Genomic DNA, 11,947 nt, shown 5'->3' with positions numbered 1-11,947 from the left:
AAAGGCCTACTGGCCTTGAGCCATTGGGGAGGCTAATAGCCTCTTCTCATGCATCGTTTCGCCAATCCTGCACGCTTCCTCAGAATTGCCCGGCCGTTGACCGCCTGGCTGTTCTGGCCGGGGCTGATCCTGCTGCTGGCCGGCGCCGGCTGCGGCCTGTTCGTGACCCCGGCGGACTATCTTCAGGGGGATACGGTGCGCATCCTCTACATTCATGTGCCGGCTGCGTGGCTGGGCATGGGCGGATGGACCGGAATCGCCGTCGCTGCCCTCATGCAGCTCGTCTGGCGCCATCCGCTCGCGGCCGTCGCGGGCCGGGCCATCGCCATGCCGGGCGCTTTCTTCACGGCGATCTGCCTTGTCACCGGATCGATCTGGGGCCGGCCGACCTGGGGTACATGGTGGGAATGGGATGGACGCATGACCTCCATGCTGGTGCTGTTCTTCCTCTATCTCGGCTATATCGCGCTCGCCAATGCCAGCGCGCGGCAGGGCAGCGGCGGGGTGAGCCCGGTGACAGCCATTTTCGGGCTGGTGGGCGCGATCAACATCCCGATCATCAACCGCTCCGTCGTCTGGTGGAACAGCCTGCATCAGGGGCCCAGCATCACGCTGCGCGGGTCCAGCATCGATACCGCGCTGCTTTGGCCGCTCGGCTTCACCCTCGCCGGATTTACCTTGCTTTTCGCCGCGATCGTGCTGATGCGCATGCGCGCCATATTGGCGCAGAACAAGATCGAAGCGCGCATGCAAAGGCTGGCGCGGGGGTGAGGATATGAACCAATGGGCTTTCGTCATCGGCGCCTATGCGCTGACCTTGTCGGGCACCGGCCTCATCAGCCTGTTCAGTTGGCGCGCGATGCGCAACGCTGAACGCAGGGCATCGGCGGACAGGGTATCGGCGGACAGGGCATGAAGGCAAAGCATCAAAGGCTGATCCTGGCCGTGGTGGCCCTGCTCGCGCTGATCGGCGCGGGATTGCTGGCCGCTTCCGCGCTGAAGGACGAGGCGGCTTATTTCTACGCGCCCAATGACGTTAAGACCAAGGGCGTCGAGCCGGGCAAGGCGATCCGGCTGGGCGGCATGGTGGTCAAGGGCAGCCTGAAGCGCGCCAGCGACGGCGTCACCATCCATTTCGACGTCACCGACGGCAAGGCGACCGTTCCGGCGAGCTTCAAGGGCATCACGCCAGACCTTTTCCGCGAAGGTTCAGGTGTGGTGGCGGAAGGTGCTTTCGATGCGGGCGGCACCTTCCAGGCCACCAACCTGTTGGCCAAGCACGACGAACGCTACATGCCGCGTGAACTGGAAGGCATGAGCTATGATGAAAAAAACCACAAGATGAAGGCCGAAAGGTGAGCGAGAGCCAGCGTCATCGGCAAGGTCATGCTGGGGTTGGTTCAGCATCCATCAGGCCCCGCGCTCCGCAACTCGAAGGGGCGGAGCAGGCCCGGCATCTGGTTCATGGCCATGAAGCATTCGGGAGGAAAGCGGCAGCATGATCGCTGAAGCCGGCCTTGCCGCATTATGGCTCGCCGCGTCCTTGGCGCTGCTTCAATTGGCGCTGGCCGCGATCGGCCTGGCGGGTGGCAAGAGCGAGCTGCTGGGCGCCGTCCGTCCGGTGGCGGTCGCGCAGGGGGTGCTGACCGCGACGGCCTTCGCCTTGCTGATCATGCTGTTTCTGCGATCCGACATGTCGGTCCTGCTCGTCGCCACCAACAGCCATTCGATGAAGCCGTGGCTCTACAAATTCGCTGGAACATGGGGCAATCATGAAGGGTCGATGCTGCTTTGGGTGACGGTGATGGGCGTCGCCGGATCGGCCGTCGCCTTGTTCGAGCGGGCCTTGCGGCGTGACACCCATATGGCGACGCTGGGCGGACAGGCGGCGATCAGCCTTGGTTTCTACGCCTTCCTGCTTTTCGCCTCCAATCCCTTCGCGCGGATCGACCCGCCGGCGGCAGACGGGCAGGGGCTCAATCCGCTGTTGCAGGACCCCGGCCTCGCCTTTCATCCGCCGACGCTTTACCTTGGCTATGTCGGGCTGTCGGTTGCCTTTTCCTTCGCTGTCGGCGCATTGCTGACCCGGCAGGTGGACGCCGCTTTCGCCCGCGCCATGCGGCCCTGGGTATTGGGGGCGTGGATATTGCTGACGCTCGGCATCACGGCGGGCAGCTATTGGGCCTATTATGAGCTGGGCTGGGGCGGCTGGTGGTTCTGGGACCCGGTGGAGAACGCCTCGCTCATGCCGTGGCTGGCGGCGACGGCGCTGCTGCATAGCGTGACCGTGCTGGCCACCCGCGACGCCCTGCGCGCCTGGACGGTGATGCTGGCGGTCGTCGCCTTCTCCATGTCGATGGTCGGCACTTTCCTCGTCCGGTCGGGCATCCTGACCAGCGTCCATGCCTTTGCCGTCGATCCGGAGCGCGGAACCTTCATCCTGGCGTTGCTCGGCTTCTATATCGGCGGGGCGCTGGCGCTGTTCGGCTGGCGCGTGGGCGCGGTCCGCGAGGGCGCGCCGTTCGAGCTGGTCAGCCGGGAAACCATGCTGGTCGTCAACAATCTGCTGCTGTCGGTCATATTGGGGCTGGTGCTGATCGGCACGCTTTATCCGCTGCTGACCGAGGCCTTCGGCCATAAGGTGTCGGTCGGCGCGCCCTATTTCGACCGCATCGCCGGGCCTGTCGCGCTTGCCTTGATGATCGTCATGGTCCTCGGGCCGCTGACCCGCTGGCGGCGCGACCGGATGCGGGAGGTGAGCCGGCGCATAGCCGTCCCGCTGATAATGGCGGGATTGGTTTTCCTCGCCTTGTCGGCATTCGCCTGGGGACGGATCGGCATATTGCCTTTCCTCGGCCTGGTGATCGCCCTGGCCGTCGCTGTGGGGAGTGTCGCGCCGCTCTGGAAGCGCAATCTGCGTCGCACGCCGCTTTTCACCTGGGGCATGGTGATCGCGCATCTGGGCTGCGCGGTCAGCCTGGCGGGCATGGCCTGCGATTCGGCTTTCACGGTGGAAAAGCTGGTGGCCGCCCGCCCTGGCGATACTGTGGAGACGGCGGGCTGGACGATCCGGTTCAAGCAGATTCTGCCGATAGCGGGCGATAACTGGACCGCGCTCCAGGCGGATATGGAAGCCAGCCGGGATGGTGGGGAGCCGGTCCTGATCCACCCGCAGTCCCGCTTCTTCGCCTCGCCGCCCACGACGACGACGGAGGCCGCTCTGCTGACCCGCTGGAATGGCCAGCTCTATGTCGTGCTGGGGCAGGAGGCGGATGAAGGCCGCTGGCAGCTCCGCATCTGGTGGAAGCCTTTCGTGACGCTGATCTGGCTGGGCGGTTTCCTGATCGCTGTGGGCGGCGCGCTGGCGCTGGTCGGGCGGGAACGGCGCGGATGGCTGCTCAAATGGCGGGCACGCAGGGCCGTGGAGGCCGGCGCATGAGGAAGCTGCTGATCTGGCTGCCGCTGGCGCTGTTCCTTGGTTTTTTCGGGCTGTTTGCCAGCGGGCTGCTGCGTCCGGACGACCGGATCATCAATTCGAAACTGGTGGGCAAGGCGCTGCCTGCCTTTGTCCTGCCTGCCGCCGCGAGCGACCGGCCGCCGCTGGCAAGTTCGGAACTCGCGACCGGCAAGCCGCGCCTGCTCAATATCTTCGCGAGCTGGTGCGTGCCCTGCGCGGCCGAGGCGCCGCAGTTGCTGGCGCTCAGGCAGGCGGGCGTGGAGATCGACGCCATCGCCATCCGCGATGCCCGGCCCGATGTCGACGCCTTCCTCAAGCGCTATGGCAATCCCTATTCCCGCATCGGCCTGGATGCGCGGAGCGAGGTGCAGATCGCCATGGGTTCGTCGGGCGTGCCCGAAAGCTTCATCATCGATGGAAGGGGCCGCATCGCCTATCAGCATGTCGGCGACATCCGTCAGGATGATGTGCCGATGATCCTGGACCGGCTGAGGAATGCGCAATGAGGATGCTGGTCGCCCTGCTGGCGCTGATGCTGAGCGTGCCGGTCTTCGCGCAGTCCGCGCTGCCGCCGGCGCCCTATGCCGACCGCCAGATCGAAGACCCGGCCCTGGAGAAGAAGGCGCGGACGCTGATGGAGACGATCCGCTGCCTCACCTGCCAGAGTCAGTCGATTGCCGACAGCAATGCCAGCATGGCCGGCGACATGCGCTCCCAGATTCGCGAACGCATCATGGCGGGGGAAGAGCCCGAGCATATCCGCGCCTGGCTGATCGAGCGCTATGGCGACTGGGTCAGCTATGAGCCGACAGCCGATCCGATCCTCTGGCCGCTCTGGGCCGCGCCCCTGATCCTGCTGGGATTGGGGCTGCTGCTGCTGCGCGGTCGGATCAAGCGGGGGAGGCGGGCATGACCGGCTGGATCATTGCCGGCGCCCAGCTGGTCCTGGTGAGCGTGGCGCTCGTCCTTGTCGGGCGGGTGCCGAGGTCGGCCTGGGAAATCACGGCCGCTGCGCTGTTGCTGGGTTTGGCCGGCTATGCGTGGCAGGGCCGTCCCGGACTGGCTGGCTCGCCCCGGCAGGCGGCCGACAGGGGCGGCGCCGCGTTCGACGAGAAGCTGGCCGAGCAACGCCGGGGCCTTGCCGAGCGCTATGGCAAGGCGGGCCAATGGCTGATGCTTTCGGACGGCCTTGGCCGACAGGGGAAGACGAAGGAAGCGGCGAACGTCCTTTTGTCCGGACTTCGCGAGACTCCGGACGATCCCAATTTGTGGCTGGGCTTCGGCAATGCGCTGGTCGCGCATGCAGGCGGAGTGCTGTCTCCCGCCGCCGATTTCGCCTATCGCCGGTCGATGGCGATCGATCCCGAAGGTCCGGCGCCCCGCTATTTCTACGGACTGGCCCTCGCCCGGGCGGGGCAACTCAAGGAAGCACGCGCCCTTTGGGGCCCGCTGGCCGCCAGCGCCCCCGAAGGCAGCGAGGTCAAGAAGGAACTCGAAGGCAATATCGCGCGTATCGATGCCATGCTCGGGTCCGAAGGCCGATAGACGGTCGAAGCCGCAGCGGCATCATTGCCACCACCCGGGAGCCGTGATAGGGCGCGGCGGTTTGCGGGGGCTTATGGAATGACAAGACGGGCCGCTTCCCCGTTCGGGTGTCCAAAGATCATGACAATTCGGCATTTTCTTCATGGCTGACGAGATCACCAACGGCGCCGTGCGCGTCGATGACGAGGGCGCCCATGATCACGGTCATGCCGGACAGAAGGCCACGCTGAAGCTGGTCGTCGGTGCGATCGGCATCGTCTTCGGGGACATCGGCACCAGCCCGCTTTATGCCTTCCGCGAAACATTCGCCGGGCATCATCATCTGGACCTCGATCCGGATCATATATTGGGCGTCATCAGCCTGATGTTCTGGTCGATGATGCTGGTCGTGACGCTGAAATATGTCACCGTCATCATGCGTGCGGACAACAAGGGGGAGGGGGGCAGTCTCGCCCTGCTCGCCCTGATCAACGGCCAGACCAGGACGCAGCGATGGTCGCGCGGCATCGTCCTGCTCGGCGTGTTCGCGACGTCCCTTTTCTACGGCGACTCGATGATCACGCCCGCCGTGTCGGTGCTGTCGGCGGTCGAGGGACTGGCGGTCTACAACAGCAGCCTTGCGCCGCTGATCCTGCCGGCCGCGATCGTCATCCTGCTCGGCCTGTTCTGGATACAGGGACTGGGGACCAACCGGGTCGCATCGCTGTTCGGCCCGATCATGCTGTTCTATTTCCTGACCATCGCGGTTCTGGGCATCATCAGCATCGTCAAGACGCCGGGCATCCTCCACGCCTTCAATCCCTATTGGGCGGTCATGTTCTTCGTCACCGACCCGCTGCCGGCATTCCTCGCCCTGGGCGCGGTCGTGCTGGCCGTGACGGGCGCGGAAGCGCTCTACGCCGATATGGGGCATTTCGGACGCAGTCCGATCCGCGTGTCCTGGCTGACCTTCGTCCTGCCTGCCTTGATGATGAACTATATGGGGCAGGGCGCGCTGCTGTTCCGGGAGGGCGCGGCCGCCCTTCACAGCCCCTTTTATTATCTGGCGCCGCAATGGGCGCAATTGCCGCTGGTCGGGCTGGCCACGCTGGCCGCGATCATCGCCAGCCAGGCGGTGATCTCCGGCGCTTTTTCCGTTACGCAACAGGCGATACAGCTCGGCTTCATGCCACGCCTGCGGATTGCGCATACCAGCGCGTCGACGGCCGGCCAGATCTACATCCCCCTCATCAACTGGGGGCTGATGGTCATGGTGATCCTGCTGGTGCTGGTATTCCAGACCTCCTCGAACCTCACGGCCGCCTATGGCATCGCCGTCACGGGCGCGATGTTCATCGACAATGTGTTGCTGACGGTGCTGCTCTACCGGCTATGGAAATGGCGCTGGTATTATTCAGCGCCCCTGCTTTCGGTGCTGTTCCTGGTGGACGGCGCCTATCTGGCGGCCAATTTCACCAAGGTGCCCGATGGCGGCTGGTTCCCGCTGCTGATCGGCTTCGTGATCTTCACCCTGCTCACCACCTGGTCGCGCGGGCGCCGTCTGGTTCAGGACCGGCTGCGCGAAGCGGCCATGCCGATTCCCGTCTTCGTCGCGTCCGCCGCGAACAGCGCGGTTCGGGTGCCCGGTACGGCGGTTTTCATGACCTCCACGCCCGATGGCGTTCCGCATGCGCTGCTGCATAATCTCAAGCACAACAAGGTGTTGCATGAGCGCGTCATCCTCTTGACCGTCAAGATCAAGGATGTGCCGGTTGTAGAAGATGACGGGCGCTTCAAGCTGGAGGATCTGGGCCGCGGATTCTTCCGGCTGGTGCTGCAATATGGCTTCATGCAGGAGCCCGACGTCCCCGCCGCGCTCAAGAATGTGACTGGTTGCGGTCAGGCGTTCAGGATGATGGACACCAGCTTCTTCCTAGCCCGGCAGACGCTGCTGCCGTCGGCCAAGCCGGGGATGCCGCTGTGGCGGGAGAAGATTTTCGCCTGGATGCTGCGCAATGCGGAAAGCGCAATGGAATTCTTCCGGCTGCCGACCAATCGCGTGGTCGAACTGGGCAGCCAGGTCGAGATCTGATCCATATAAAAGGGCGCGGCAGAACCGCCGCGCCCCATCTTCCATCCACGCGGATCAGGCCGCGTCGCGATCGGCATTGATCTCGACGAGCTGACCGCCGTTGATCGCGATCTTCTTCGGCTTCATCGCCTCCGGAACCTCACGCACCAGTTCGATCGTCAGCAGACCATCGGCCAGGTCGGCCTTTTCGACCCGCACGAAATCGGCGAGTTCGAAGCGGCGTTCGAAGCTGCGGTTGGCGATGCCGACATGCAGGAAGCGAGAGCGGTCGCCGCCCTGCGATTCTTCCTTGCGCCCGGTGACCTGGAGCAGGTTCTGCTGGGCAGTGATGTCGATCTCGTCCGTCCGGAAGCCCGCGACGGCCAGCGTGACGCGATAGCGATCTTCGGAAATCCGTTCGATGTTGAACGGGGGATAATTGTCGCCTTGCTGCAACCGGGCGTTGTTCTCGATCAGGTCGAAGAGACGATCGAAGCCCACGGTCGAGCGGCGATAGGGGGTAAGGTCAAAACCACGCACTGTCATAATCTCCCAAAGAGCAAAATGAACATGCCGGACCCAGAACAAGGCATCCGGCGGTACCATGTCCAACCCCATATGGCGGCTGAACGGCTTTGATATGGTTCGATGGAAAAGCGTTTCAAGTGGTCTGGCGACGGGATTTTGGATGCGTGGCGGGCGCCATGCGCAGCCTTGTTCACATGCCCGGAGGCGGCCCAATGGCTGGTCGTTCAAGCCCGAAAAGAAAAGTACCCGGGCCGTGTTTCCACGACCCGGGTACTAATGGACGATTGCTCGTCTCCCCCTTGGCCTGCCTCAACCGCTTCTCAGCCCCCTAAGCTCGAAGCGGGATGCAGTATCCCTGAACCACGGCCATTTACCTGTGCTTCGTCGCCTGTGCTATGTATAGAGCAGGCCGCTGTCACGGGCTATTTCCCAGCCTTGTGATTTTCCCCGCGAGGCTGTGGCTCCGGTGCAACAATCCGGCAATGCTTGCCGTCGTTCGATAGCATGCTAGACGGGCTGCCTGTCCAATCGAGAGGCCATTCGCGCCGTCATGATTCTATCCCGATACGAACGCATGATTGCCAAGCGTTACCTGCTGCCCGGCAAGGGGGAGGGGTTCATATTCCTGGTTGCCGGCATCAGCCTGGCCGCCGTGATGCTGGGGGTGGCGGCGCTGATCATCGTGATGAGCGTGATGAACGGCTTTCGCGCCGAACTGTTCGACAAGATCGTGGGCCTTAACGGTCATGCCGTCGTCCAGGGCTATGGCGGACGCCTGCCGGACTGGAAGGCGGTGTTGAGGGAGGCGAAGGCGACGCCCGGCGTGACCAGCGCCACGCCATTGATCGAGCAGCCCCTGCTGGGCAGCTTTCAGGGGCGGGTGGAAGCGGTGCTGGTGCGCGGCATGACCGTGAACGACATCCGCAACAATGCAACGCTGAAGGCGAAGGTCGTGGCCGGCAGCCTGAGCGCGCTGACCCCCAATGGCGGCAAGGTGGCGATAGGGTCGCGGCTGGCGGAAAATCTGGGAATCCAGTTGGGCGACAGCCTTACCATCATCAATCCCGCGGGCCGTTCGACGCCCTTCGGCACGGTGCCGCGGCAGGTATCCTATCAAGTGGCCGCCATTTTCGAGGTCGGCATCTACGATTATGACAAGGCCTTCGTCGTCATGCCGGTGGAGGACGCCCAGACATTGCTGCTGTTGGGCGACGTCGTCAGCATGATCGAGGTGGAGACCGTCAACGCCGACCAGGTGGCCGCCATATTGGAACCCTTGGCCGGCAAGGTCGCGGGCCGCGCGATCGTCACCGACTGGCGGCAGATGAATGCCTCGCTGTTCGAGGCGCTGGCGGTCGAGCGCGTCGCCATGTTCGTCGTGCTGTCGATCATCGTGCTGGTGGCGGTTTTCAACATCCTCTCCTCGCTCATCATGCTGGTGCGCGCGAAGACGCGCGACATCGCCATCCTGCGGACCATGGGTGCGAGCCGGGCCGGGCTGGTGAAGATATTCATGACCGTGGGCGTGACGATCGGCGCGCTGGGCATGGCGGCGGGCATGGTGCTGGGCTTCACCTTCCTGTTCTTCCGTCAGAGCGTGGTGAACGCGATCCAGTTCATGACGGGGCAGAATCTCTGGGACCCGTCGATCCGCTTCCTCACCGAATTGCCGGCCAAGCCCGATCCGGTGGAGATCGCCATCATCTGCCTGATGGCGTTGATGTTCAGCTTCCTGGCGACGCTCTATCCCGCGTTCAAGGCCGCCAATACCGATCCCGTGCAGGTGCTGCGTTATGAATGAGATATTGAAGGTCGCAGGCCTCAAGCGCAGCTTCACCCAGGGCGGCGTCACCATAGAGGTGTTGCGCGGTGTCGAGTTGTCGGTGGCGCCGGGAGAAATCGTGGCGTTGCTCGGTCCGTCGGGATCGGGGAAATCGACGCTGCTCCAGGCGGTAGGACTGTTGGAGGGCGGCTTCGACGGATCGATCCGCATCGCGGGCGAGGAAGCGGCGAAGCTCGACAATGACGGACGGACGCGGCTTCGCAGGGATGCGCTGGGCTTCGTCTATCAATTCCACCATCTGCTTCCCGACTTCAATGCGGTGGAGAATGTCATCCTGCCGCAGGTGATCCGCGATGAGGAGATGGCAACGGCCCGCGCTCGCGCCGAATCCCTGCTCGGGTCATTGGGGCTTGGCCATCGGCTGGAACATCGGCCCAGCCAGCTTTCCGGCGGCGAGCAGCAGCGCGTGGCCGTGGCGCGGGCGCTCGCCAACCGGCCTGCGCTGGTCCTTGCGGACGAGCCCACCGGCAATCTGGACGAGCGGACCGCCGACGTCGTGCTGGCCGAATTCCTGCGGCTGGTGCGCGAGGAAGGTTCCGCCGCGCTGGTGGCGACGCATAATGAAAGACTGGCGGAGAAGATGGACCGGGTTGTCCGCCTTCATGAAGGACTGCTGGAGGAAAGTTCAGGCGGAATGTGACGCCGCATCCCGGACCGTCGCGATGACGATCTGGTTCCTTCCCTGATTCTTCGCCCGAAGCAGCGCGGCGTCCGCCGTCCGGACCAGTGTTTCCGCCCTGCCATGGTCGGGGAAGACGGCAAGGCCGAAGGAGGCTGTGATCGGCCCCAGTTCTTCGCCCCGATGCTCGACTCGCAGTTCCTGCAATTTCTGCTGCACCTGAATGGCGCGGTCGATGGCCTGATCCTGCGCGAAGCCGGGCATCAACAGCACGAACTCCTCCCCGCCCAGACGGAAAGCGCAATCCTTTTCCCGCAACGCTTCGTCCAGCACGCCGCCCACGGCGCGCAGCACGGCATCGCCCGCATCATGGCCATGGGCGTCGTTGAACCGCTTGAAATGATCGATGTCGACCATCAGGCAGGCCAGCGGCGTCAGGGCGCTTTCGGCATGGGCCACCTGTTCGTTGAACACCGCATCGAAGCGGCGACGATTGGCCAGCCCGGTCAGCGGATCGGCCATGGCCATCTGCCGCAACGCATCGCGCAGCCGCAGATTGGCAAGAGCCAGGCCGATATTTTCCGCCAGCATCTCCAAATATTTCTCGGTGCGGCCGATCTGGTCGGCGGTACGATCCTCGGGCTGCTCGACATAGAGCAGGCCGATGCTCTCCCCCTGCGCCGTCAGCGGTATGCAGATGGTGCGGACCTGCGCATTTCCCGTCAGATGCTCGCAGGGAATGTCGACCAGATCGCCGGCCGGCTTGTGAATCTGCCCCCGCCGCAGCGCCCAACAGGCGGCGGGTGTAAAATCGCCGCCCGACTGCCGGGGCGACAGCCAGTCGCAGGCCTGCACCATCATGTTGCGGCGCGTGTCGTGAATGTAGAGCCGCCCGGCAAAACCCGGCGCGATCTCAGGCGCGAAACGCCGGACGACCTCGACCAGATCGCTGGTGCTGTCGCATCCCTGCAGGCGTTGCGTCATGCGGGAAAGCTGGTCGCGCGTGATCCGGTCCGCATCGCGTTCCTGCTCCAGCCTTTGCCTTTCCAGGCCGTTTTCCCGGAAAATGCGGATGGCCTGCGCCATGTCGCCAATCTCGTCCACCTGGGGAAAGTCGGGCGGCACAGCGGCGTAGTCCTGCGCGGCAAGGCGCGTCACGACATCGCTCAGCCTCACCACCGGACGCAATATGCGCTGCTTCAGGATGAAGTAGAGCACACACAGGAACAGCAGGGCGGTAGCACCCAGCATGATTTCCGACATGATGCGCCACTGCCGGGCCGCTTCGGTCGCCTGCCGGACGGTGTTTTCCGCCCGCTGATCCAGCATATACTGGAATTTGCCGATCTGGGCGGCGACGCGATCGAGTTCCCGGCCATATTCGTCCCCGAAGACTATGGTGCGCGCGGTCTCCCGGTCTCCCTTTTCGGCGGCGTTGATGGCGGCTTCCTGCTCATCGGTCAGCGCGTCGGCCCAGTGCAACCCCTGCCGCAACGCCGCCAGTTCGCTGATGCTTGCTCCCCGGTCGCGCAGATGCAGAATACGCTGCTCGACAGAGCGGAGCGCCGCCTTCTCCCGCCGATAGGCGATGATATGCGACGGATCGCCCGTAATCACATAGGCGCGGGCCTGCTCGGTCAGCCGATAGGTGTCTTCCTCCAGCGTGGCGGTCATCTGGTCGAACACGGCCCGCTGCTCGACGGCGGCCCGCTCCTTTTCTTCCGCGCTGGAGGCCATCAGCATGACCGCCCCCGAAGCGAGGGTAAGGGCCACGGTGGCGCCATAGGCATAGTTGGTGATGGTGGATAGACGCATGATCCGCTCAGGCTAGAACTCAATAGTTGGAGATGTGTTAACCATCGGCCAGTGACGGTGCAATTTTACCCACGACTTTCTGCGTCCGGG

Annotated in this window: 12 protein-coding genes; 10 read left to right on the top strand and 2 right to left on the bottom strand. The window is 64.2% G+C overall.

The window, feature by feature from the left end:
- Positions 1 to 48 precede the first annotated feature (48 nt).
- The 8 genes from ccmC (at position 49) to H5V43_RS06075 (ending at position 7,073) form a co-directional block, all read left to right on the top strand.
- Positions 49 to 771, top strand: a complete 723-nt coding sequence (gene ccmC, locus H5V43_RS06110; RefSeq protein ID WP_025547429.1) for a heme ABC transporter permease CcmC — start codon at positions 49 to 51, stop codon at positions 769 to 771.
- A gap of 4 nt (positions 772 to 775) precedes the next feature.
- Positions 776 to 916, top strand: coding sequence for a hypothetical protein (locus tag H5V43_RS06105; RefSeq protein ID WP_165363354.1), 141 nt, complete (start codon positions 776 to 778; stop codon positions 914 to 916).
- Positions 913 to 1,359: a cytochrome c maturation protein CcmE gene (gene ccmE / locus H5V43_RS06100; protein ID WP_025547427.1), complete on the top strand. Its 447-nt coding sequence runs from the start codon at positions 913 to 915 to the stop codon at positions 1,357 to 1,359. The genes H5V43_RS06105 and ccmE overlap by 4 nt, the downstream gene beginning before the upstream one ends.
- Before the next feature lie 139 nt (positions 1,360 to 1,498).
- On the top strand, positions 1,499 to 3,439 hold the full coding sequence (locus tag H5V43_RS06095; RefSeq protein ID WP_099185768.1) for a heme lyase CcmF/NrfE family subunit: 1,941 nt from the start codon (positions 1,499 to 1,501) through the stop codon (positions 3,437 to 3,439).
- Positions 3,436 to 3,963: a redoxin family protein gene (locus H5V43_RS06090; protein WP_025547425.1), complete on the top strand. Its 528-nt coding sequence runs from the start codon at positions 3,436 to 3,438 to the stop codon at positions 3,961 to 3,963. The genes H5V43_RS06095 and H5V43_RS06090 overlap by 4 nt, the downstream gene beginning before the upstream one ends.
- Positions 3,960 to 4,370, top strand: coding sequence for a cytochrome c-type biogenesis protein (locus H5V43_RS06085; RefSeq protein WP_025547423.1), 411 nt, complete (start codon positions 3,960 to 3,962; stop codon positions 4,368 to 4,370). The genes H5V43_RS06090 and H5V43_RS06085 overlap by 4 nt, the downstream gene beginning before the upstream one ends.
- Complete coding sequence (locus tag H5V43_RS06080) at positions 4,367 to 5,002, top strand: tetratricopeptide repeat protein (RefSeq protein ID WP_044662380.1); 636 nt, start codon at positions 4,367 to 4,369, stop codon at positions 5,000 to 5,002. Before H5V43_RS06085 ends, H5V43_RS06080 begins: the two co-directional genes overlap by 4 nt.
- Before the next feature lie 142 nt (positions 5,003 to 5,144).
- On the top strand, positions 5,145 to 7,073 hold the full coding sequence (locus tag H5V43_RS06075; RefSeq protein WP_025547421.1) for a potassium transporter Kup: 1,929 nt from the start codon (positions 5,145 to 5,147) through the stop codon (positions 7,071 to 7,073).
- A 54-nt stretch (positions 7,074 to 7,127) separates the two neighbouring features.
- On the opposite strand, the gene H5V43_RS06070 is transcribed toward H5V43_RS06075, so the two are convergent.
- Positions 7,128 to 7,598 (bottom strand): Hsp20 family protein, encoded by a 471-nt coding sequence (locus H5V43_RS06070; protein ID WP_025547419.1) that lies wholly within the window; start codon positions 7,596 to 7,598, stop codon positions 7,128 to 7,130.
- A gap of 532 nt (positions 7,599 to 8,130) precedes the next feature.
- Between H5V43_RS06070 and H5V43_RS06065 the strand changes: the two genes are divergently transcribed.
- Positions 8,131 to 9,381, top strand: coding sequence for a lipoprotein-releasing ABC transporter permease subunit (locus H5V43_RS06065; protein ID WP_025547417.1), 1,251 nt, complete (start codon positions 8,131 to 8,133; stop codon positions 9,379 to 9,381).
- Complete coding sequence (locus H5V43_RS06060; protein WP_025547415.1) at positions 9,374 to 10,063, top strand: ABC transporter ATP-binding protein; 690 nt, start codon at positions 9,374 to 9,376, stop codon at positions 10,061 to 10,063. The genes H5V43_RS06065 and H5V43_RS06060 overlap by 8 nt, the downstream gene beginning before the upstream one ends.
- On the opposite strand, the gene H5V43_RS06055 is transcribed toward H5V43_RS06060, so the two are convergent.
- Positions 10,049 to 11,857, bottom strand: a complete 1,809-nt coding sequence (locus H5V43_RS06055; protein WP_025547413.1) for a diguanylate cyclase — start codon at positions 11,855 to 11,857, stop codon at positions 10,049 to 10,051. The two genes, H5V43_RS06060 and H5V43_RS06055, sit on opposite strands and share 15 nt — an antisense overlap.
- Positions 11,858 to 11,947: the final 90 nt, after the last annotated feature.

The sequence above is a fragment of the Sphingobium fuliginis genome (assembly GCF_015074805.1).
GTDB classification, from domain to species: domain Bacteria; phylum Pseudomonadota; class Alphaproteobacteria; order Sphingomonadales; family Sphingomonadaceae; genus Sphingobium; species Sphingobium fuliginis.
This window is presented reverse-complemented; position numbering and strand designations above follow the sequence as displayed.